Below are 20,775 nucleotides of genomic sequence, written 5' to 3'. Positions count from 1 at the left end.
GCCCCTATCGGAACGCCATCACCAGCGCGCCTACCGCGATGGCCCAGAGCGCCGCCGTGGACCAGAGCGCCCGGCGACGCTCCTTGCGGGCGATGCTCTCCAGAGCCTTGCGGTCGCCGGTTCCGCTCTCGTCGAGACGCACGAGAATCCGGCGCAGGCGCTGGGCGAGATCGGGCAGGTCGGTGACGACGTCGGACAAGGTCAGGGCCGCACGTCCCGCACCCTCGATTCGCCCGAGAGGTCCGAGATTGCGCGCGATCCACGAGCGGACCACCGGCTCCGCCCCGGTCCACATGTCGAGCTGCGGGTCGAGGGACCGGGCGACGCCCTCCACCACCACCATGGTCTTCTGCAGCATCACCAGTTCGGTGCGCGTGCTCATGTCGAACAGGGCAGTGATGTCGAAGAGAAGGGTCAGCACCTTGGCCATCGAGATTTCGTCGGCCCGTCGCTGGTGGATCGGCTCGCCGATGGCGCGGATGGCCTGGGCGAAATCCTCCACCGAATGGTGGGCCGGCACGTAGCCCGCCTCGAAATGCACCTGCGCCACGCGCTTGTAGTCGCGCAGGATGAAGCCGAGCAGGATCTCCGCGAGGAAGCGCCGCTCCATGATCCCGAGCCGGCCCATGATGCCGAAATCGACCGCCACCAGCGTGCCGCTCGCATCCACGAATAGGTTTCCGGGATGCATGTCGGCGTGGAAGAAGCCGTCGCGGATCGCCTGCCGTAGAAAGGACTGGATGACCGCGAGCCCGAGCGCCTTGGGGTCGTGGCCGGCGGCGACGATGGCGCCGCGATCATTGAGCCGGATGCCCTCGATCCACTCGCTCGACAGCACGTCCCGCGCGGTCAGCTCCCATTCGGGCTTCGGCACGCGGAAATCGGCATCGTCCTTGGTGTTCTGCGCCAGCTCGGACATGGCCGCGGCTTCGAGCCGGAAATCCATCTCCATCATCACGGAGCGGGCCAGGATCTCGACCACGTCGCGCGGGCGCAGGCGCTCGGCCTTCGGCGACAGGGCATGGACCACGCGGGCCATGAACCGCATCACCTGAAGATCGCGCTGGAACCGCTCCCGCACGCCCGGCCGCATGATCTTCACAGCCAGCACCCGCTCGACGCCGTTCGCGTCGAGGATATGGGCCTTGTGGACCTGGGCGATGGACGCGGCGGCCACGGGCTCGCTGAAGGACAGGAACAGTTCGCGGACCGGCTTGCCGAACGCGGCTTCGACCACGCGGATCGCCTGCTCCTGTGGGAAAGGCGGAACCCGGTCCTGCAGCTTCTCGAGATCGAGGGCGGCATTCATGCCGACGATGTCGGGCCGCGTCGCCAGGAACTGGCCGAACTTGACGTAGGAGGGGCCGAGCCGCGTCAGAGCGCGCTGCAGCGGCCCCGCCCCTGCGCCGAGGCCCGGCCGTTCCAGCATCCGCCCGAGCTTCAGGGCGAAGCGAAGATGCGGCGGCAGCTCGGTGGGGTCGATGAACGACAGCCCGCCTTCGCGCGCCAGCACGAAGCCGACCCCGGCACCACGGATGAGATAGACGATGGCGCCTAACATGGGATGCTTTCGACGTGCGTGATCACGGCAGGACCAGCACTCGGCCCACCACTGAACCTTATCCTGAGGTGCCGACGCTCGGCGGCGGCCTCGAAGGAGGTTTCCAGAGGCCGCCCTGCGATCTGGAGGCCTCCTTCGAGGCCGCTATCGCGGCACCTCAGGATGAGGGAGCTGTGTAGGACCAGATCGGGCAGATCGATCCGTTCTGGTTTCACGAGATCTTCCAGCCGGAATGGATCGCCACGATCCCGCCGGACAGGGGCCGGTGGGTGACGTGCTTGAACCCGGCTTCCTCGATCATGCCGGCAAATCGACCGGGGGTCGGGAATTTGCGGATGGATTCCACGAGATACCGGTAAGAATCCGCGTCGCCCGCCACGCTCGCGCCCAGGCGCGGAATCACGTGGAACGAATAGGCGTCGTAGATCCGGTCGAGGACCGGCAGGTCTACCTTGGAGAATTCGAGGCACAAGAAGCGCCCGCCGGGCTTCAGGACGCGGCGTGCCTCGGCCAGGGCCAGATCGATCCGGGGCACGTTCCGGATGCCGAACGCGATGGTGTAGGCGTCGAACGCCTCGTTCGGCAGGGGAAGCGACTCGGCATTCGCGGTGACGAAATCGATCCGCCCATCATAGCGGTGGCCGGCGCGCTCGGCGCCGACCCGCAGCATCGCCTCGTTGATGTCGAGCACTGTGACATAGGTCTCGGGGCCCCCCGCCTCCAGGCAGCGGAAAGCGATGTCGGCGGTGCCGCCGGCCACATCGAGATGGTGGAAAGGCCGATTGCGTGGTGGCCGCAGCATCGAGATGAGATGCGACTTCCAGGCGCGGTGGAGCCCGCCCGACATCAAGTCGTTCATCAGGTCGTAGCGTTTCGCCACGGAGCGGAACACGTCGTCGACACGCCCCTGCTTCTCGTCGAGCGCAACCTGCTCGAACCCGAAATGCGTGCTGGTCTCGTCCTTCGAACGCTCGGCCGAACTCATGTCACCATCCTCTTGCGCGAGCGTCATAGCGAAAGCCGGCAAGGATCGCCATGTGCCGGGTTAGACAGGTGCATGACGATCGGTGGCGGATGCCGACCCTCGCCGTGTCGGCGCCGTCCCCCGATCCAGAGCCTCGCCCCCTCCATGCCAGAACTGCCCGAAGTCGAAACCGTCCGTCGCGGGCTTTCCCCCGCCATGGTGGGTGCACGATTCTCCCGCGTGACCCTGCGCCGGCCGAACCTGCGGTTTCCCTTCCCCGAGCGCTTCGCCCAGCGGCTCGAAGGCGCCACGGTGACCGATCTGGCGCGACGGGCGAAATACCTCACCGCCGGTCTCGACACGGGAGAGACGCTGATCCTGCATCTCGGCATGAGCGGGCGCTTCGACGTGGCCTTGCCGGACGGGAGAAACGTCTCGCCGGGAGATTTCTATCTCGAAGGGGCACTCGGCAACGCCAAGCACGACCATGTGGTGATGGCGATGTCGAACGGCGCCACCGTCACCTATAACGACGCGCGCCGCTTCGGCTTCATGGATCTCGTGCCGACCCTGGACCTCGCCGGCTGTAAGCATTTCGCCGCGATGGGGATCGAGCCACTGAGCGAGGCCATGGGCCCGGAGAGCCTGGCGCTCCTCTTCCGCAACAAGATCACGCCGCTGAAGGCCGCTCTCCTCGATCAGCGGCTGATTGCCGGTCTCGGCAACATCTATGTCTGCGAAGCGCTTCACCGCGCCGGGCTGCATCCCGAATTGCCGGCGGGAATCCTGGCGAAAGACGATGGGCGCCCGACGACGAAAGCGCGGTTGCTCGCACGGATGATCCGCGACGTGCTAACCGAGGCCGTCGCCGCCGGCGGGTCCACCCTGCGCGACTACGCCCATACCGATGGCGGGTTGGGCTCGTTCCAGCATGCGTTCCGCGTCTACGACCGCACCGGCGAACCCTGCACGGCGAAAGGCTGCGGCGGCACCATAGCGCGGATCGTGCAATCGGGACGCTCGACGTTCTATTGTGAGACGTGTCAGCCTGCGAAGCCCGGCAAACCTGCTGTTCGCCGGGCCTGACTCGGTATTACCAGCCGCGACGCTCCTCCGGATCCGGCTTACGCCCCTGCGGGGTCAGCCCGTCGATGACGCCCGGTAGCGCCTGGGCCAGCTGTGACAGCAGATCGTCGCGGGAGAGGCCGGTGCGGCTCTGCAGCGTGTTCACCGTGTCCGAACCGAGGGCGTCCGCGAGCCGGTTCGGCTCGACGGGCTGGTTCTGTCCATGCCCGATCCAGGAACCGATGGCGTCGCCGAGACCGCCGCGCTGGAGCCGGTCGATCAACCCGTCGAACCCACCGAGATCGTCGCCCTGCTCCTGGTCGAGGCGGCTGTAAGGCCCCGCGCCGGAGGAATGACCCTGATCGCGAGAGCCCTGGTAGCCCTGGCCGCTGCCGGGTCCGTCGAGCATCCCCGACAGGTCGCTGAAATCGCCTTCCGGCGACGATCCGCGTGATCCGCCGCCATAGCCGCCACGGTCTCGGCCCTCATTGTACGGGTCCTGGTTGAAGCCGCCCTGGTCACCGTCGTCATAGGGCTCGGGCGGCCCGCGCCGGCCCTGCTCCATTTCCGGCTGGCCTCCCCGACCGCCGCCGAGGATGTCGCTCAACCCGCCGCCGCCCTTCTGCAGGAGCAGCATCAGCAAAGCCTGCACGATGGGCGACAGGGAGCCACCGAGCGCTCCGCCACCGGAACCGCCGCCTTGCTGGTGATCGCTGCCCCGGCCACCGCCGAGGACGTTGCCGAGCACACCGCCGATGACCTGATCGAGTAATCCCATGGTCGTTCCTCCTGAGCAGCGAGCCTTGACGGCGAATTCTATTCCCGGCGTCCGCCGGTCCCGGCGCGGTCGCGCGCGGGCAGATGATCGAGCGGGTTGGTCCGAGACGACTTGCCGTCATCCTCGGTCACAGCCGTCGTGGGGCGGATGGCGCTCGGCGGCTTCACGTCGCCGATGGGCTTCGAACCGGATGTCTCGCCGGATCGGGTTTCCGACGGAACGTCGGCGGCCGTCGGTTGGTCGCGGCGATCTGAGATTGCCTGGCCAGGCGCGGTCTGCACCAGGAAGATGCCGGCTGCGAGGAGCAGGCTCGCCCGGATGAAAGGTTCCTTGCGCATGGGATTGCTCCGTCGGTTCGAGGCACGGGGGCGCCCGGGTTCGGGCGCCGTCACATGCTTCTCCAAGCCCGAGCCTAGGCCGGGGGTTCCGACGCCGGTGCGGGTTTCAGTCGCGCTTGCGCCCGCCGCCGCCCTTGTATTTCGGCTTCTGGCCGCCGAGCCCCTGGGTCGAGCGCGCCTTCGGGCGCTCGGCCCAGAGGGGCGCTTCGCCTCCCACGGGTAATTCGCGGTCGGTGCCCGGGCCCATATTGTCGAGGCTCGGCTTCGAGATACGACTCCGCTTCGCGCCGTACTTTCCGGCATCGCGCTCCACGTCACCCTGGCGCGCCATAGGGTCGTCGGAAAGCAGAAGCTCCGTCGCCTGGAGGCGCTTCAGCTCGTCGCGCAGGCGCGCCGCTTCCTCGAAATCGAGATCGGCGGCGGCCGTGCGCATGCGCTTCTCGAGATCGGCCATGACGGCCTTGAAGTTGTGGCCGATCGTGGCCGCGTTCTTGGCCAGACCCGTATCGACCTGGACGTGGTCGCCCTCGAACACGCTGCTGAGAATGTCGGAGATTCCGCGCTTCACGCTCTGCGGCGTGATGCCGTGCTCCTCGTTATAGGCGAGTTGCTTCTGGCGGCGGCGCTCGGTCTCCGCCATGGCCCGTTCCATCGAGCCGGTGATGTTGTCCGCGTAGAGAATGCAGCGCGCGTCGGCATTACGCGCGGCGCGGCCGATGGTCTGGATCAGCGAGGTCTCGGAACGCAGGAAGCCTTCCTTGTCGGCGTCGAGGATCGCCACGAGGGCGCATTCGGGGATGTCGAGGCCCTCGCGCAGCAGGTTGATGCCGATGAGCACGTCGAACGCGCCGAGCCGCAGGTCGCGGATGATCTCGATCCGTTCCAGCGTGTCGATATCCGAGTGCATGTAGCGCACGCGGACGCTGTTCTCATGCAAATACTCGGTCAGGTCCTCGGCCATGCGCTTGGTCAGCGTCGTCACCAGCGTGCGATAACCGGCCTGGGCCACTTCGCGCACTTCGCCCAACAGATCGTCCACCTGAGAGCGGGCGGGGCGGATCTCGATCACCGGATCGACGAGGCCGGTGGGGCGGATGACCTGCTCGGCGAAGACGCCGCCGGTCTGCTCCATCTCCCATTTCGCCGGGGTCGCCGAGACGTGGACCGATTGCGGCCGCATGGCGTCCCATTCCTCGAACCGGAGCGGGCGGTTGTCGAGGCAGGAGGGCAGGCGGAAACCGTATTCGGCCAGCGTCGCCTTGCGGCGAAAGTCGCCCTTGTACATGCCGCCGATCTGCGGAACCGTGACATGGCTCTCGTCGGTGAAGACGATGGCATTGTCGGGCAGGTATTCGAACAGCGTCGGCGGCGGCTCGCCGGGCTTGCGGCCAGTGAGGTAGCGCGAATAGTTCTCGATACCGTTGCAGGCGCCCGTCGCCTCGATCATCTCGATATCGAAGGTGCAGCGCTGCTCGATCCGCTGCGCCTCGATGAGCCGGCCCATCTTGGTCAACTCGTCCACCCGAAGCTTCAGCTCGGTCTTGATGCCCTTGATCGCCTGCTGGAGCGTCGGACGCGGTGTGACGTAGTGCGAGTTGGCGTAGACCTTCACGAACTTGAGGTCATTGATCTTCTTCCCGGTGAGCGGATCGAATTCAGTGATCGACTCGATTTCGTCACCGAACAGGCCGATGCGCCAGCCGCGATCCTCCAAGTGGGCGGGCCAGAGTTCGATCACGTCGCCGCGCACCCGGAAGGTGCCGCGGGCGAAGTCGGACTGGATGCGCTTGTATTGGAGCGCCACGAGGTCGGCGACCAGTTGGCGCTGCTCGATCCGCTCGTTCAGCGACACCGTGAACGACATGGCGGTGTAGGTCTCCACCGAGCCGATACCGTAGATGCACGAGACCGAGGCGACGATGATGACGTCGTCGCGCTCGAGCAGAGCGCGTGTCGCCGAGTGGCGCATCCGGTCGATCTGCTCGTTGATCGAGGATTCCTTCTCGATGAACGTGTCGGAGCGCGGCACGTAGGCCTCGGGCTGGTAGTAATCGTAGTAGGAGACAAAATACTCCACTGCGTTGTCGGGGAAGAAGCTCTTGAACTCGCCGTAGAGCTGCGCCGCCAGGGTCTTGTTCGGCGCCAGGATCAGGGCGGGGCGCTGCGTCGCCTCGATGATCTTGGCCATGGTGAAGGTCTTGCCGGAGCCGGTGACGCCGAGCAGCACCTGATCGCGCTCGTTCTTGTTCACCCCTTCCACCAGTTCGGCGATGGCGCGCGGCTGGTCGCCCGCCGGCTCGAACTCGGATTTCAACGTGAAGGCGAGGCCGCCTTCGGATTTCTTTGGCCGCTCCGGGCGATGCGGCGCCCAGGTCTTGCCGTCCCGGAACAGCGGGTTGCCCTCGGTGAGGAGGCGCGACAGCGCGTCCACCGTGGCGGATACGCCGTCGGTGGCCAGCGAACCCTCATCCTCGTTCGCCAGCGCCTCGGGTGCCGGACCGTCTTCCGGCGGCGTGATCCCCAGCGCCTGGGCGAGGCGTGGATCGACCTCGGCCGCGTCGCCGAGGGTGAACCCGGCCTGCGGCGCTTCACTGAAACCGCCGGGCGGCGATGCGGCTTTCTTGGGCCTGCCGGGCTTCTTCGGCGGAGCCGGCGGCGCAGGATTCTCGACCGCGGGCAGCCGGTTACGGTTGAGCGCCGGGCTCAGCAGGGCGGCCAGGTGCTCGTCGAGCGGTTTCAGCTCGGGCTTCGAAGCCTTCGCCGAGGAGACGCGGGGTTTGTTCGCAGGAGGCATGGGTGGAATATGGCCCCGCGGAACGAAAGGGGAAAGGGCGGCCCATCGCTTCGCGCCAATCAGGAGCGAGACCCATCATGACGACGACGTCGAACCCGATCCATCCGCAGGCGCGGATCGGCCATGTCCATCTCAAGGTCGCCGATCTCGACCGGGCCCTGGCCTTCTATTGCGGCGTGCTCGGATTCTCCCTCAAGGCTCGCTACGGCACCCAGGCCGCCTTCATCGCGGCGGGGGATTACCACCACCATATCGGGCTCAACACTTGGGAGAGCGAAGGCGGCAGCCCGCCGCCGCCCGGCACGACCGGCCTATTCCACCTCGCAATCCTCTATCCGACCCGCGCCTCCCTCGCCGATGCCCTGCAGCGTCTCGACGCGGCCGGCATCGCCCTCGACGGGGCCAGCGACCACGGTGTGAGCGAGGCACTGTACCTGCGCGACCCGGACATGAACGGAGTCGAACTCTACAGGGACAGGCCGGAAGCGGAATGGCCGCGCGATGCCGAGGGCGGCCTCACCATGTTCACCCGCCGCCTCGATCTCGCCGATCTCCGGGCCGCCCTGGATGAAACCTGAGGAGCACCAAAACGTTAGGTGGCAACCTTTCCGTGTGCTAACCAGTGACGAGACGATGCCGCTCTCGAACGGGGGCGGCCGAGGCGGGCATGGCGGCACCAGATCGTCGCCGCCTCGACGCCACCCGCTCGCTCGAGGCCCACGGTCTCGGGCGCAGGGCGGCGGCGGGTGGAGACGAGCCGCGCCCCCCTTTGCCCGATGCGAGCGACCCCATGAAAATCCGGACCGGCTACACGATCGGCTACGACACGTTCGGCCCGACGCCGATCACCCTGATGCTCAACGTCCACCCATCCAGGGCTGGTGATCTGCTGACACCGGAAACGATGACGATCGAGCCGCCGGTGGAGGCCCACAGCTACCTAGATCCGTTCGGCAACGTCTGCACCCGCATCCTCGCCCCCGGTGGCCGGATCACGGTGTCGGCCGATTTCACGATCGAGGATTCCGGCGAGTTGGACGAACTCGTGCCCGATGCGAAACAGCATCCGGTGCAGGATCTCCCGGACGACGTCATGCCGTTCCTGCTCGGCAGCCGCTATTGTGAGACCGACAAGCTCTCGAACATCGCCTGGGGTCTTTTCGGCACCACACCCGAGGGTTGGGCACGGGTCCAGGCGATCCACGATTTCGTGCACCGGCACATCAAGTTCGATTACCAGCAGGCCGACGCCACCCGCACGGCTTTCGAAGCCTACACGCAAAAGATCGGCGTCTGCCGCGATTTCACGCATCTCGCCGTCGCCTTCTGCCGCTGCATGAACATCCCGGCCCGCTACTGCACCGGCTATCTCGGCGATATCGGCGTGCCCGTGGTGCCGCCGGGCGACTTCTCGGCCTGGCTCGAAGTCTATCTCGACGGGCGCTGGTTCACCTTCGACGCCCGCAACAACAAGCGCCGCATCGGCCGCATCCTCATCGCGCGAGGCCGCGACGCCACCGACGTGGCGATCTCCACGAGCTTCAGCACGGCCCTGCTCGCCAGCTTCGACGTGCATACCGACGAGATCAGCGAGACCGGCGAGTTGACCCCCATCGCCTGAAGCGGATCCACGCCGGATCGACATCCGACCTCCCGCGTTCCGATAGACACATTCCCTCCTCGGCCGGTCCCTCCACCGGATAGGCCGAGGAGGAATGCACCTCTATTGGAGACAGCATGTCGGACAGGATCAAGGGTACGGCGCTCATCGCCGGTGCGAGCGGCATCGTCGGCAACAACCTCGCCCGTCACCTCGTCGCCGAGGGCTGGAACGTCCTGGGCCTGGCGCGCCGGCCCGTGGATATCGAGGGCGTGACCCCGGTGACGGCGGACCTGACCGATCCCGCCTCCCTGCAAGCGGCCTTGTCCAAGCTCGCGCCGACGCATGTCTTCATCACCACATGGATGCGGCAGGCGACCGAGGCCGAGAATTGCCGCGTCAATGGCGCCATGGTGCGCAACCTTCTCGACGCACTGCAAGCGGCTCCGTTGCGCCACGTGGCCCTGGTGACCGGCCTCAAGCATTATCTCGGGCCCTTCGAAGCCTATGGGAAAGGCACGCTGCCGCAGACGCCGTTCCGCGAGGACCAGGACCGTCTGCCGGTGGAGAATTTCTACTACGTACAGGAGGACGAGGTCTTCGCTGCCGCCAAACGCCAGGGGTTCGGCTGGAGCGTGCACCGTCCGCACACCATCGTCGGCTATGCCCTCGGCAACGCCATGAACATGGGCGTGACGCTGGCCGTCTACGCCTCCCTCTGTCGAGAGACCGGACGCCCGTTCCTGTTCCCGGGCTCACCGCAGCAATGGAACGGGTTGACCGACGTCACCGATGCGCGGCTGCTGGCCCGTCATCTCGCCTGGGCCTCCACCGATCCCGCCGCGGCGAACACCGCGTTCAACGTGGTCAACGGTGACGTCTTCCGCTGGTCGTGGATGTGGGGGCGCATCGCGGAGTGGTTCGGCCTGGAGCCGGCGCCCTATCCGGGTGCGGCGACGCCCCTCGAAGAGCAGATGGCCAAGGACGGGCCGGTCTGGAGGGATCTGGCTGAACGCCACGGGTTGGTCGAGTCCGACCTCGACCGTCTCGCCTCCGCATGGCACACCGATGCGGATCTCGGCCGACCGATCGAGGTGGTCACCGACATGGCGCGCAGCCGCCGGCTCGGCTTCCTCGATTATCAGCCCAGCAACGACAGTTTCCTCGACCTGTTCGGCCGGTTGCGGACCGAAAAAGTCATTCCCTGACACAGCATTCACTGAGACAGAAAGTGACGATGCAATCCGAAACGCCGGCTTCGCCCAACCCTGCGCTTCCCGAACTCGACTCGGAGACCCTGGCCTTCGCGGGCCGGGTTTTCCAATATGCGCGGGCAGGGCATGTGGACGAGCTCGAAGAGCTATTCGCTCAGGGACTCCCGGCGAACCTCCTCAATGACAAGGGCGACAGCCTGCTGATGCTGGCCGCCTATAACGGGCAGGTCGAGACCACGCGCCTCATCCTCGAGAACGGCGGCGACCCCGAACTCTCCAACGACCGCGGACAGACCCCGCTCGCCGGCGCCGCCTTCAAGGGCGACATGGCCATCGTCGAGCTACTGCTGGAGAAGGGCGCCTCCATCGACGGCACCGGAACCGGCACGCGCACCGCGCTGATGACGGCGGCGATGTTCAACCGCACCGAGATGGTGGAACTCCTGCTGGCGCGGGGTGCGGACCCGGCCAGGCGCGACGGCAACGGGCAAAGTGCCGCGGATCTCGCCCGTTCCATGAACGCCGCCGACACGCCGTTCCAGCTCGAGGCGGCCATCCGGCTCGCCCGACTGAGCGTCGACTGAAGCCAATCGATCGATGGATGGGGCCTGACGGGATGATCAAATCGCTGGCGATGGTCCGCCGCTCCGTCTTTCCGCTGATGGCCGGCGCCCTGACAATCTCCTCGGGAGCGGGGGCCGAGGAATGGCCGATGTTCGGCCGCGACCATACCAACCGGCATTTCTCGCCGCTCACGGCCATAGACCGGGGCAACGTCGCCAAGCTACGTCCGGCCTGGATCTTCCAGACCGGGATCACCGGCTACTTCCAGGCCGAGCCGGTGGTGGTGGGCGGCGTGATGTACGTCTCCACCACGCAGAACCACGTGGCTGCCCTGGAGGCGAAGACCGGCCGGGTGATCTGGACCTACACCCACAAGGCCCGGACGGAGAAGATCTTCGGACCGCCCTCGAATCGCGGCGTCGCGGTCTCGGGCGGCAAGGTCTTCGAGGCGACCATGGACGGGCGGGTCATCGCCCTCGACGCCAAGACCGGCAAGGTCCTGTGGGACCACGAGGCCGTCCGCCCTGAGGAGGGCGAGTCGGAGACCGCCTCTGATCTTGCGGGAAAGCTGGGCGCGGGCGCGATCCAGGGTTCGAGCCGGCTCGGTTTCAAGATGCCGCCCCTCGTGGCCGACGGACTGGTCATCGTCGGCGTGGCCGGGGCCGGCTACGGCCTCCACGTGGAGGACGAGAAAGGCGGGCTCGACGGCGGCGCTGTGGTCGGGATCGAGGGCGGCTACGGACGACGCGGCTGGCTCGCTGCCTACGATGCGGCCACCGGCGAGGAGCGCTGGCGCTGGTACGTCACCAAGGAGGACGGCTGGGAAGGCGGCTTCGTCGAGAAGACCGCCGATGGGGTGCCGCTCAATCGCGACATCGCCGCCGAGAAGGCGGCCGTACCCCGGCACAGGGAGGCCTGGAAGGTCGGCGGCGGCTCGCTCTGGATGACCCCGGCCTACGATGCCGATCTCGGCCTGATCTATGTCGGCACCGGCAACCCCGCGCCGCAGAATTTCGGCCTCTCGCGGCCGGGCGACAACCTCTACACGATGAGCCTCGTCGCTCTGGACGTGAAGACCGGAAAACTGCGCTGGTATTACCAGCAGGTCCCCCATGACGAATGGGGCTACGACGTCGCGAGCCCGCCCTTCCTGCTCGACTACGCGACGTCGCAAGGCCCGGTGAAGGCGGTCGCCGAAGCGAGTAAGACCGGCTGGCTCTACGTCCACGACCGGGCGACCGGCACGCTCCTCGGCAAGTCCGCGCCGCTGACCACTCAGAAGAACCTCTACGCACCGCCCACCGAGACCGGAACCGTCGTCAGCCCCGGTCCCCTCGGGGCGATCTCCTGGCATCCGGTCGCCTTCGATCCGACGACGAGCATGGCCTACGCCCAGGTCCGTCACGGCGCGACGACCTACACGGTGAGGACTGTTCCCGCCACCGCCGGCAGGCCGCAGATCCGTTTCACCGAAACGAGCGAGGCGAAGGGAGAGCCTTCTTTCAGCACGCTCACGGCCGTCGACCTCGCCAAGGGCGGCGCGATCAAATGGTCGGTGAAGGCGGGAAGCCGCCTTTCGGGCGGCACGCTCGCCACCGCCGGCGGTCTGGTCTTCTCCGGCGAGGAGGACGGCCATCTCGATGCCCATGACGCAGCGACCGGCACGATGCTGTGGCGTTTCCAGTGCGGTGCCGGGATCGGCGGGCCGCCGATCACCTATTCGCTGGACGGCCGGCAATACGTGGCCGTGGCGGCCGGCGGAGCCTCGTTCACCAAGGGCTCGGGTTTCGGCACCGGCGACGCGCTCGTCGTGTTCGCCCTGCCGGACTAACGGTTATCTCGTCACTTCGCATGTCCGCCTCGACGGACTGAATATTGCCACCGCCAGCGCCCCTTGCCGGACATGCTCCCCCCACAAGCTTGGCCAGCACGATGGTTGCCTGTCGTGATAGGGGGTCGAGGATCGCTATCATCGCCTAGACGGCGTGCGAGCAGCGTGCTGTCGTCGATAGCGGGGCCAAGCGTGTTTGCCCGGCGGCAGGAAGTGACGGCATGAACCCGAACACCCGGCGATGGGCCATCAGTAGCGTCTTCGGCCTGTTCGTGGGCTGGGCGATCGGCGGGGTGATCTTTCCCGTCCTGACCGCCCTCATCGGTATGATGGTCCGGCCCAACCCGGGCATGCGGGATGCCGCCATAACCTGGCCGGGACCGGCTTTAGACATGCTGCCCTTCCTCGCCATCGGTCTTCAGGCCACCGTGGTGATCGCCGTGACGCTCCTCCTTGCCCGCGCGGGCGGTGAGCGTCGACGCATAGGCTGGGGCTGCCTCGCCGTCGGGGGCGCCATCCTCTTGAATGGCATCGTCCTCCTGGCGATCACGGGCGTCCTGGGCTGGCTTCTCGACCGGGATTCCGGTGGTACCAGTGGTGGCGAGGCGAGTGCCGGGTTCTTCCTACTGCTGTTGGGCCTGCCCTACGCCCTGCTCTGCATCGCGCTGCTGGCGGGCGGGGCGGTGATGCTGCGCAGGCGCCCGCCTTCGCCGCCGCCGGGAGGAACGGGACGGTCCGGACTGTGATGAAGGCGTGACGACCGCCATTACCCTTCAAGCAGGTCACCTGTTCGCGGCCGGCCGGATGTGACAGGACGACACAGGCGGCGCGCCGCTTGCATTGGCAGAGCCGAGATCACAAGAGACCGCACCACCCCATGTCGACCGATGTTTCCGAGCCACGACAGCCCACCGACCCCGGCTCCCCCGTGGTGCGCACGATCGCGATGCCCGCGGACACCAATCCGGCCGGGGATATTTTCGGCGGATGGCTGATGGGACAGATGGATCTGGCAGCGGGTAACGTCGCCGCTCGCCGGGCGCGGGGCCGCTGCGCCACGATCTCCGTGGATGCCATGACCTTCCATCGCCCGGTCATCGTCGGCGACGAGGTCAGCATCTATGCCTGGATCGTGAAGGTCGGCCGCACCTCGCTCCGCATCCAGGTCGAGGTCTGGCGCCGCGAACGCGAGAGCGAGACTACGATGAAGGTGACGGAAGGCCTGTTCACCTTCGTCGCCATCGGCAGCGACCGCCGCCCGAGGCCGATCCCGCCCGAGGTCGAAGAGACCTGGGAGGTCTGAGTTTCGATCCCACCCGGTTCGGGCGGGACCGCCTCACCACCACGACGTGCCGCGTCCCAATTCGCCGACGTCGAGATGGCTGGCGATGGAGGCTCCGATATCCGCGAAGCTCTCCCTACGCCCGAGTGACCGGGCGGCGAGACCGGGACCGAAGGCCAGGACCGGCACCTGCTCGCGGGTATGCTCCGTCCCCGACCATGTCGGGTCGTTGCCGTGGTCGGCGGTGACGATGCAGACATCACCCGCCTCGAGCACCGCATGGATCTCGGGCACGCGCGCATCGAAGCGCTCCAGCTCGGCGGCATAGCCGGGCACATCGCGGCGGTGGCCGTATTCCGTGTCGAAATCGACGAGGTTCAGGAAGACCAGCCCGCCCTCGGGGAGGGTGCGGAACGCGGCCAGCGCCGCATCGAGGCAGGCAACGTTGCCGGCGGCCTTGATCTCGCGGCCCGTGGCGCGGTGGGCGAAGATGTCGCCGATCTTGCCGACGCTGACCATAGGGCGTCCCCGCTCGCTCAGGCGGTCGAGGAGGGTTTCGCCCGGCGGCTGCGTGGCGAAATCCTTGCGGTTCGGGGTACGCCGGAAACCAGTTTCCTCTGAGCCGAGGAAGGGGCGGGCGATGACCCGGCCGATCCGGTAGGAGTCGCAGATCTCGCGGGCGATCCGACAGAGCTCGTAGAGCCGATCCAGCCCGAACGTCTCCTCGTGAGCGGCGATCTGGAAAACGCTGTCGGCCGAGGTGTAGCAAATCGGCTTGCCCGTCAGGACGTGCTCTGCCCCGAGACGCTCGACGATCGGGATGCCGGCGGCGTGGCAATCGCCGAGGATACCGGGGAGTTCGCCCCGTTCGATCAGCATTTGGATGAGGGCAGTGGGGAAGGCCGGCACTCTGTCGGGAAAGTAGCCCCATTCCTCGGTGACGGGGGCGCCCGCGATTTCCCAATGGCCGGAGGGTGTGTCCTTGCCGGGCGCGGTCTCGATGGCATGGCCGTAGGCCCCATCGACCGGACCGGATGGCTCGAGCCCGGGCGGGATGCGGCCGCTCGCCCCCTCGGCGGCGAGACCGAGGCCGAGACGCGTCAGATTCGGCAGCGCGAGGGGGCCGGCTCGAAGGCCCGCGCGATTACCCGCCCCGGCGGCACAGGATTCCGCGATATGGCCGAGCGTGTCCGACCCCTCGTCGCCGTAGCGGGCAGCGTCCGGCCCTCCGCCGATGCCGACCGAATCGAGGACGATGAGAAAGACGCGCGCCATGGGTCTCGTCGTGTTCAGGCCGGGACCACGTCTTCGGTGGTGGCGCTGTTGAGATCGAAGGCGGCAGCGAACAGGGCCTTCGTGTACTCGGTCTGCGGCCGGGCGAAGATGGCCTCCGCCGGGCCTTCCTCCACGACCTTGCCGTTCTGCATCACCAGCACGTAGTTCGCCAGCGCGCGCACGACCTTGAGATCGTGACTGATGAAGAGGTAGGCGAGCTTGCGCTCCTTCTGCAGGTCGCGGAGCAGGGTGACGATCTGAGCCTGAACCGACCGGTCGAGGGCCGAGGTCGGTTCGTCGAGGACGACGAAGCGCGGTTTCAGCACCATGGCGCGGGCGATGGCGATGCGCTGGCGCTGGCCGCCGGAAAATTCGTGCGGGTAGCGATCCATCGTCGCCGGATCGAGACCGACATCGGTCAGTGCCTTGGCGACCACGGCGCGCCGCTCGGTGCGCGACTTCACCGCTCCCTGCACGACGAGGCCCTCGGCGACGATGTCGGCCACCGTCATGCGCGGCGAGAGCGAGCCGTAGGGGTCCTGGAAGACCACCTGCATGTCGCGCCGGAACGGTCGCATCGGTCCGGGGCCGAGCCCGGCAATGGACTGGCCGAGGAAGACGATAGGGCCCTCGCTGCCGGTGAGGCGCAGCAGGGCGAGCCCCAGAGTGGTCTTGCCCGATCCGGATTCCCCGACGATCCCGATCGTCTCCCCCTCGCGGACGGCGAGGGACACGCCATCCACCGCCTTCACGTGGAAGGTGGTGCGCCGGAGAAGCCCCTCGCGGACCGGAAACCACACCTTGAGCGGGCCGGCTTCCAACAGGCGCGGAGCGTCGTCCGCCACCGGGTTGGCGCGCCCCTTCGGCTCGGAGGCGAGCAGGCGCTGGGTATATTCGTGTTTGGGCCCGGCGAAGATCTCGTCCACCGGCCCCGCTTCGACGATGCGGCCGGCGAGCATCACGCAGACCCGCGAGGCGATGCGCTGCACGATGCCGAGATCGTGGGTGATGAACAGCATCGACATGCCAAGGCGCTTCTGCAGGTCGGCCAGGAGCGTGAGGATCTGCGCCTGGACGGTGACGTCGAGGGCGGTGGTCGGCTCGTCCGCCACCAGAAGGTCCGGCTCGCAGGCGAGCGCCATGGCGATCATGACGCGCTGGCGCTGGCCGCCGGACAATTCGTGCGGATAGGCGCCCATGCGCCGCTCGGCGTCGCGGACGCCGACGAGTTCGAGCAATTCGAGGATGCGGGCGCGGGCCTTGCGGCCGGACAGGCCGCGATGGATCTCCAGAACCTCACCGATCTGCCGCTGGATCGTGTGCAGTGGATTGAGCGAGGTCATCGGCTCTTGGAACACCATGGTGATGTCGGCACCACGGATCTTGCGCAACTCCGGCTCCGGCAAGGCCAGAATGTCCCGTCCCTTGAACAGGATGCGACCGCCGGGATGGACGGCGCTGCCATCGAGGAGACGCAGGATCGACAGGGCCGTCACCGACTTGCCCGACCCGGACTCGCCCACCAGGGCAACCGTCTCGCCCCTGTGGATTGTGAAGCTCACGCGATCCACTGCCAGCGTCTCACGCTCACGCGAGCGAAAGGCGACCGACAGGTCCTGGACGTCGAGCAGCGTGTCAGTCATCGAGGGAAGGGCACCGGGTCCGCGGATTGGGGGAAGCCGAGGTTCTTATAGCGCGGCGCGATGAGATCGGCGAACGGCGATTGATCCGGCGCCAGACCGCATTACAAACGCCCCGTGACATCCCTCCGCAGCCTGATCTTCGCCTGTTGTCTCCTCGCCGCCGCGCCGGCCTCGGCCGAGGTGGCGACGGAAACCGTTGAGCAGGCGCTCTGCCGCCTGATCGAGGATTCAGCCAGGGTGCGCGGCCTGCCCGTGCCGTTCCTGACGCGGCTGATCTGGCGGGAAAGCAGTTTTCGCGTCACGGCCGTGAGCCCGGTCGGTGCGCAGGGCGTCGCGCAGTTCATGCCGGGAACGGCACGCGAGCGCGGGCTGACCGACCCGTTCGATCCCGAACAGGCGATCCCCCACGCCGCTCATCTCCTCGCCGACCTCAATCGCCAGTTCGGCAATCTCGGCCTCGCGGCGGCGGCCTATAATGGCGGCGCGGGCCGGGTCTCGGGCTGGCTCGCCGGAACGGGCGGCCTACCCGCCGAGACGCGCGCCTATGTCATGGCGATCACCGGCGCGCCGGCGGAGGATTGGCGCGGAGGCGCGGCCGTCAACGGAGCCGAGGGAGAGTCTGATGCCCCCAAGAAGGAAGCGTCGAAGGCGGAAGCGCCGAAGACCTGCCTGCAGGTCACCGCTGCTTTGCGGATTCCCTCGCGCGGCGATCGCTTCGCCCTTGGCGGCAACGAGGGGCCGGCCGCCCCCTGGGGTATTCAGCTCGCCGGGAATTTCTCGAAATCCCTCGCCCTCCAGAGCTTCTCCCGCACCCGGAAACTCTATGCCGGGGTGATCGGCGAGGTGCGGCCAATGATCATCGGGACGCGCCTGCGCAGTCGCGGCACGCGCGCCTTCTACCGGATCCGCATCCCGGCCGAGAGCCGGGCGGCGGGCGATATCCTGTGCGGCCGCATCCGGAAGGTCGGGGGCGCCTGCATCGTGCTGCGCACCTGAATCCGAAAAACCCTTTTTCCGGTCATGAATCCGCCGTGCGGCACGTGTCATTCGGGTCTTCGTTTCCCCGTTTGAGAGATGCATGACCCGCGCCTTCGCCGCCTTCGCCACTCTCGCCTGCCTCGCACTGGCCGCCTTCGGGGTCACGGCCTGTTCGCCCCTCGCCCTCTTCGATGCCGTCGGCCCGCGCGACCAGGGCGGCCGGCTCGCCCAGAAGAGCGCCGCCTTCGGCACCCATCCGCGGCAACGCCTCGATGTCTTTACGCCCGTCGGCGGCGCGGCGGATGCGACGGTGCTGGTCTTCTTCTATGGCGGCTCGTGGAAATCGGGCGCGAAGGACGATTACGAATTCGTCGGTCAGGCCCTGGCGGCCCAGGGTTTCGTCACCGTCATCCCCGATTACCGGGTCTATCCGGAAGTTCGGTTCCCCGACTTCCTCAATGACGGCGCCGCCGCCATCGCCTGGGTTCGCGACAACATCGCCGAATATGGCGGCGACCCGCGCCGCATCGTTCTCGCGGGCCATTCGGCCGGGGCCTACAATGCCCTGATGCTCGGGCTCGATCCGCGCTACCTGCGCAAGGCGGGCGTCGATCCGAAGGTGATCCGGGCCGTGGCCGGTCTGTCCGGCCCTTATGACTTCCATCCTTTCGACCAGGACACCTCGCGGGACGTGTTCGGACAGGCCCCCGACCCGGCGGCGACGCAGCCGATCACCTTCGCCAGCCCTCATTCACCGCCCGCATTCCTGGCCACGGGCGGCAACGACACCATCGTCCGTCCGCAGAATACCCAGAGCCTCGCGGCGCGACTGCGCGCGGTGCGCGTGCCGGTGCAGGAGCGGATCTATCCCGGCCTCGACCATGCCGACACGCTTCTGGCCCTCTCGGTCACCTTCCGCTCGAAAGCGCCGGAACTGTCGGAAATGACGACATTCCTCAAGCAATATGCCGGGACACAACAGCACGTTCGCTCGGTCTCGCGGTGGGACCGTTAGGCGAGCGCCGGAAGACAGGGGGACAAGCCATGCGCGACGACGACACGGACCGGCCGAAGCGCACGGTCTCCCATACGGTCGGCGAGAGCCTCGACACACTCTCCCTCGACGAGATCGCCGAGCGGATCGCCTTGCTGCGCGCCGAGATCGAGCGCCTGGAATCGGCCCGAACCGGCAAGAAATCCGCGCTGGACCGGGCATCCTCGATCTTCAAACTGTAGGCACGGACTCCCCGGGCGGGGCCGCGCCCTCCCGCCTCATGGCCTCCTCCTCCTCGCCCAGCCGGGCGATGTCGTCGGCCACGACCGCCTCCAGTCCACGCGCGATCTTCAGCGCCCGCGTCGGCTCGCCAACCCGCATCACCAGGACGATGGTCTCGCGATCGACGCAGCCGGGCTCGCCACAGGCGATTTCGTTGACGGCGAGGACGTCATCCTCGCCGAGCCCGAAACCCAGGCGAAGCTCGCGCTTGAGCCTCGCCGCATCGGCCGACCGTGCGGCCGAGCGGGCGCGGGCATCCTTGAGGGAAAAGAACGCCATCAGGCGGCGGCACGCTGCCAGGCGGGAAACGGATCGGGCAGGGCGCGGTAGGGCGCCGGATCGAACCGCGTCACCTCCTCGGAACCGACCAGACAGGCGTCGAGTGCGGCGGTGATCGCTGCCTGGTCGAGACCCGTCCCGATGAAGACGAGTTCCTGGCGGCGGTCGCCCCAGGGCTCGCTCCAGTTCCGGGACAGATGACTGCGCCACTCCGCATCCTCCGGCCAGCGGGCCTTCGGTACGCAGGCCCACCACGCCCCCATCGGGGAAACCCGGGCGATGGCACCGGCGAGGGAGAATTCACCGACCCAGTCCGGGCGCGTCGCCAGCCAGAAATGCCCCTTCGCGCGGATGAGGCCCGGCCATGTCGTTTTGGTGAAGGCATCGAAGGCCTCGGGGGCGAAGGGACGGCGAGCCCGGTAGACGAAGGAGCCGATCCCGTATTCCTCGGTTTCAGGCACGTGATCGGCGGCGCCGTAGAGCTCCTTGAACCAGAGCGGGTGTTCCTGCGCCTTCTCCTCGCTGAACAGGCCGGTATCCAGAACCTGGTCGGGGGGGACGCGGCCATAGGAGGCCTCGACGATGCGGGCATCGGCATTGAGCCCACGTATCACCGAGCGGACCAGAGCGAGCTGATCCGCCCCGACATCACCGGCCTTGTTGAGGACGACCACATCGGCGAACTCGATCTGCTCCACGAGAAGGTCGACAAGGGTCCGGGCATCCTCCTCGCCCGCAATCTCGCCCCGGTCGCGCAGGAACGCCGTCGAACCGTAATCGCGCAGGAGACTCACCGCGTCGACCACGGTGACCATGGTGTCGAGGCGGGCGACGTCGCTCAGCGCAGCCCCGTCTTCGTCACGGAACGAGAAGGTGCTCGCCACCGGCAGCGGCTCGGCGATGCCGGTGCCTTCGATCAGGAGGTAATCGAACCGCCCTTCCTCCGCGAGCGTCCGGACTTCGGCCAGAAGGTCGTCCCGCAGCGTGCAGCAGATGCAGCCATTGGTCATCTCAACCAGGCGTTCGTCGGTGCGGGAGAGGTTGGCGCTGCCCTCACGGATCAGAGCGGCGTCGATGTTCACCTCACTCATGTCGTTGACGATCACGGCGACGCGTCGTCCCTCGCGGTTGTTGAGAATGTGGTTCAACAGCGTGGTCTTGCCGGCACCGAGGAAGCCGGAAAGGACGGTGACGGGGAGACGGTGATCGCGCTGGCTCATCGGAAATCCACTATGTAATGTAATACTATTACAATTCGTGGGATCGTCCCTGTCAATCCCGTTTGAAAATCTCTGTCCACGGGTAGACAGAGGAGGGTCGAAAAGCGCGCTCC

The 20,775-nt window shown here is 67.3% G+C and carries 20 protein-coding genes; 11 read left to right on the top strand and 9 right to left on the bottom strand.

Annotated features, from left to right (window positions below; genetic code table 11):
* Window positions 1-4 precede the first annotated feature (4 nt).
* Together ubiB and ubiE are read right to left on the bottom strand one after the other, a co-directional pair.
* On the bottom strand, window positions 5-1,561 hold the full coding sequence (gene ubiB / locus ACYQR9_RS22365) for a 2-polyprenylphenol 6-hydroxylase (RefSeq protein WP_461228083.1): 1,557 nt from the start codon (window positions 1,559-1,561) through the stop codon (window positions 5-7).
* A 211-nt stretch (window positions 1,562-1,772) separates the two neighbouring features.
* Complete coding sequence (ubiE, locus tag ACYQR9_RS22360) at window positions 1,773-2,546, bottom strand: bifunctional demethylmenaquinone methyltransferase/2-methoxy-6-polyprenyl-1,4-benzoquinol methylase UbiE (RefSeq protein WP_461228082.1); 774 nt, start codon at window positions 2,544-2,546, stop codon at window positions 1,773-1,775.
* Between the two features lie 144 nt (window positions 2,547-2,690).
* Here ubiE and mutM point away from each other — a divergent pair, with 144 nt between their 5' ends.
* Window positions 2,691-3,611, top strand: coding sequence for a bifunctional DNA-formamidopyrimidine glycosylase/DNA-(apurinic or apyrimidinic site) lyase (mutM, locus tag ACYQR9_RS22355; protein WP_461228081.1), 921 nt, complete (start codon window positions 2,691-2,693; stop codon window positions 3,609-3,611).
* A 7-nt stretch (window positions 3,612-3,618) separates the two neighbouring features.
* On the opposite strand, the gene ACYQR9_RS22350 is transcribed toward mutM, so the two are convergent.
* From ACYQR9_RS22350 to uvrB, 3 genes are all read right to left on the bottom strand, one after another.
* Complete coding sequence (locus ACYQR9_RS22350) at window positions 3,619-4,368, bottom strand: YidB family protein (RefSeq protein WP_461228080.1); 750 nt, start codon at window positions 4,366-4,368, stop codon at window positions 3,619-3,621.
* 38 nt (window positions 4,369-4,406) lie between these two features.
* Entirely contained in the window at window positions 4,407-4,706 is a 300-nt protein-coding gene (locus tag ACYQR9_RS22345) for a hypothetical protein (protein ID WP_461228079.1), read from the bottom strand.
* Window positions 4,707-4,812: 106 nt separating this feature from the next.
* The gene (gene uvrB, locus ACYQR9_RS22340) at window positions 4,813-7,500 is read right to left on the bottom strand and encodes an excinuclease ABC subunit UvrB (protein ID WP_461228078.1); all 2,688 of its coding nucleotides are present in this window, start codon (window positions 7,498-7,500) and stop codon (window positions 4,813-4,815) included.
* A 77-nt stretch (window positions 7,501-7,577) separates the two neighbouring features.
* On the opposite strand from uvrB, the gene ACYQR9_RS22335 reads away from it, so the two are divergent.
* From ACYQR9_RS22335 to ACYQR9_RS22305, 7 genes are all read left to right on the top strand, one after another.
* Window positions 7,578-8,078, top strand: coding sequence for a VOC family protein (locus ACYQR9_RS22335; RefSeq protein WP_056424800.1), 501 nt, complete (start codon window positions 7,578-7,580; stop codon window positions 8,076-8,078).
* A gap of 212 nt (window positions 8,079-8,290) precedes the next feature.
* The gene (locus ACYQR9_RS22330) at window positions 8,291-9,121 is read left to right on the top strand and encodes a transglutaminase domain-containing protein (protein WP_461229877.1); all 831 of its coding nucleotides are present in this window, start codon (window positions 8,291-8,293) and stop codon (window positions 9,119-9,121) included.
* A 128-nt stretch (window positions 9,122-9,249) separates the two neighbouring features.
* The gene (locus ACYQR9_RS22325) at window positions 9,250-10,308 is read left to right on the top strand and encodes an SDR family oxidoreductase (protein ID WP_461229876.1); all 1,059 of its coding nucleotides are present in this window, start codon (window positions 9,250-9,252) and stop codon (window positions 10,306-10,308) included.
* A 29-nt stretch (window positions 10,309-10,337) separates the two neighbouring features.
* On the top strand, window positions 10,338-10,898 hold the full coding sequence (locus ACYQR9_RS22320; protein ID WP_461229875.1) for an ankyrin repeat domain-containing protein: 561 nt from the start codon (window positions 10,338-10,340) through the stop codon (window positions 10,896-10,898).
* Between the two features lie 77 nt (window positions 10,899-10,975).
* Complete coding sequence (locus ACYQR9_RS22315) at window positions 10,976-12,709, top strand: outer membrane protein assembly factor BamB family protein (protein WP_461229874.1); 1,734 nt, start codon at window positions 10,976-10,978, stop codon at window positions 12,707-12,709.
* A gap of 221 nt (window positions 12,710-12,930) precedes the next feature.
* Entirely contained in the window at window positions 12,931-13,455 is a 525-nt protein-coding gene (locus tag ACYQR9_RS22310; RefSeq protein WP_461228077.1) for a hypothetical protein, read from the top strand.
* Window positions 13,456-13,586: 131 nt separating this feature from the next.
* Window positions 13,587-14,012: an acyl-CoA thioesterase gene (locus tag ACYQR9_RS22305; protein WP_461228076.1), complete on the top strand. Its 426-nt coding sequence runs from the start codon at window positions 13,587-13,589 to the stop codon at window positions 14,010-14,012.
* A gap of 33 nt (window positions 14,013-14,045) precedes the next feature.
* Here ACYQR9_RS22305 and ACYQR9_RS22300 read toward each other — a convergent pair whose 3' ends face one another.
* Window positions 14,046-15,266, bottom strand: coding sequence for a phosphopentomutase (locus ACYQR9_RS22300; protein WP_461228075.1), 1,221 nt, complete (start codon window positions 15,264-15,266; stop codon window positions 14,046-14,048).
* Between the two features lie 14 nt (window positions 15,267-15,280).
* Entirely contained in the window at window positions 15,281-16,909 is a 1,629-nt protein-coding gene (locus ACYQR9_RS22295; RefSeq protein ID WP_461228074.1) for an ABC transporter ATP-binding protein, read from the bottom strand.
* 114 nt (window positions 16,910-17,023) lie between these two features.
* On the opposite strand from ACYQR9_RS22295, the gene ACYQR9_RS22290 reads away from it, so the two are divergent.
* The 3 genes from ACYQR9_RS22290 to ACYQR9_RS22280 all read left to right on the top strand — a co-directional run bounded on the left by ACYQR9_RS22290 (window position 17,024) and on the right by ACYQR9_RS22280 (window position 19,123).
* Window positions 17,024-17,905 (top strand): lytic transglycosylase domain-containing protein, encoded by an 882-nt coding sequence (locus ACYQR9_RS22290; protein WP_461228073.1) that lies wholly within the window; start codon window positions 17,024-17,026, stop codon window positions 17,903-17,905.
* Window positions 17,906-17,987: 82 nt separating this feature from the next.
* Complete coding sequence (locus ACYQR9_RS22285; RefSeq protein WP_461228072.1) at window positions 17,988-18,902, top strand: alpha/beta hydrolase; 915 nt, start codon at window positions 17,988-17,990, stop codon at window positions 18,900-18,902.
* 29 nt (window positions 18,903-18,931) lie between these two features.
* Window positions 18,932-19,123, top strand: a complete 192-nt coding sequence (locus ACYQR9_RS22280) for a DUF1192 domain-containing protein (protein ID WP_056424829.1) — start codon at window positions 18,932-18,934, stop codon at window positions 19,121-19,123.
* Here the strand turns inward: ACYQR9_RS22280 and ACYQR9_RS22275 are convergent.
* Together ACYQR9_RS22275 and zigA are read right to left on the bottom strand one after the other, a co-directional pair.
* Window positions 19,113-19,442, bottom strand: coding sequence for a hypothetical protein (locus ACYQR9_RS22275; RefSeq protein ID WP_461228071.1), 330 nt, complete (start codon window positions 19,440-19,442; stop codon window positions 19,113-19,115). The genes ACYQR9_RS22280 and ACYQR9_RS22275 overlap by 11 nt on opposite strands.
* Complete coding sequence (zigA, locus tag ACYQR9_RS22270) at window positions 19,442-20,662, bottom strand: zinc metallochaperone GTPase ZigA (RefSeq protein ID WP_461228070.1); 1,221 nt, start codon at window positions 20,660-20,662, stop codon at window positions 19,442-19,444. The genes ACYQR9_RS22275 and zigA overlap by 1 nt, the downstream gene beginning before the upstream one ends.
* Window positions 20,663-20,775: the final 113 nt, after the last annotated feature.

This window comes from Methylobacterium sp. CM6241 (genome assembly GCF_054817845.1).
The sequence above is the reverse complement of the archived record's forward strand: the minus strand, read 5'-3'. Positions and strand labels throughout refer to the sequence as shown.

What these genes read in the sequence shown, in the direction of transcription:
- ACYQR9_RS22300 (WP_461228075.1), bottom strand. Translation starts at nt 15,266, where the DNA reads ATGGCGCGCGTCTTTCTCATCGTCCTCGATTCGGTCGGCATCGGCGGA.
- ACYQR9_RS22330 (WP_461229877.1), top strand. Translation starts at nt 8,291, where the DNA reads ATGAAAATCCGGACCGGCTACACGATCGGCTACGACACGTTCGGCCCG.
- ACYQR9_RS22280 (WP_056424829.1), top strand. Translation starts at nt 18,932, where the DNA reads ATGCGCGACGACGACACGGACCGGCCGAAGCGCACGGTCTCCCATACG.
- ACYQR9_RS22320 (WP_461229875.1), top strand. Translation starts at nt 10,338, where the DNA reads ATGCAATCCGAAACGCCGGCTTCGCCCAACCCTGCGCTTCCCGAACTC.
- ACYQR9_RS22345 (WP_461228079.1), bottom strand. Translation starts at nt 4,706, where the DNA reads ATGCGCAAGGAACCTTTCATCCGGGCGAGCCTGCTCCTCGCAGCCGGC.
- ACYQR9_RS22335 (WP_056424800.1), top strand. Translation starts at nt 7,578, where the DNA reads ATGACGACGACGTCGAACCCGATCCATCCGCAGGCGCGGATCGGCCAT.
- ACYQR9_RS22310 (WP_461228077.1), top strand. Translation starts at nt 12,931, where the DNA reads ATGAACCCGAACACCCGGCGATGGGCCATCAGTAGCGTCTTCGGCCTG.
- uvrB (WP_461228078.1), bottom strand. Translation starts at nt 7,500, where the DNA reads ATGCCTCCTGCGAACAAACCCCGCGTCTCCTCGGCGAAGGCTTCGAAG.
- zigA (WP_461228070.1), bottom strand. Translation starts at nt 20,662, where the DNA reads ATGAGCCAGCGCGATCACCGTCTCCCCGTCACCGTCCTTTCCGGCTTC.
- mutM (WP_461228081.1), top strand. Translation starts at nt 2,691, where the DNA reads ATGCCAGAACTGCCCGAAGTCGAAACCGTCCGTCGCGGGCTTTCCCCC.
- ACYQR9_RS22285 (WP_461228072.1), top strand. Translation starts at nt 17,988, where the DNA reads ATGACCCGCGCCTTCGCCGCCTTCGCCACTCTCGCCTGCCTCGCACTG.
- ubiE (WP_461228082.1), bottom strand. Translation starts at nt 2,546, where the DNA reads ATGAGTTCGGCCGAGCGTTCGAAGGACGAGACCAGCACGCATTTCGGG.
- ACYQR9_RS22305 (WP_461228076.1), top strand. Translation starts at nt 13,587, where the DNA reads ATGTCGACCGATGTTTCCGAGCCACGACAGCCCACCGACCCCGGCTCC.
- ACYQR9_RS22295 (WP_461228074.1), bottom strand. Translation starts at nt 16,909, where the DNA reads ATGACTGACACGCTGCTCGACGTCCAGGACCTGTCGGTCGCCTTTCGC.
- ubiB (WP_461228083.1), bottom strand. Translation starts at nt 1,561, where the DNA reads ATGTTAGGCGCCATCGTCTATCTCATCCGTGGTGCCGGGGTCGGCTTC.
- ACYQR9_RS22315 (WP_461229874.1), top strand. Translation starts at nt 10,976, where the DNA reads ATGGCCGGCGCCCTGACAATCTCCTCGGGAGCGGGGGCCGAGGAATGG.
- ACYQR9_RS22350 (WP_461228080.1), bottom strand. Translation starts at nt 4,368, where the DNA reads ATGGGATTACTCGATCAGGTCATCGGCGGTGTGCTCGGCAACGTCCTC.
- ACYQR9_RS22275 (WP_461228071.1), bottom strand. Translation starts at nt 19,442, where the DNA reads ATGGCGTTCTTTTCCCTCAAGGATGCCCGCGCCCGCTCGGCCGCACGG.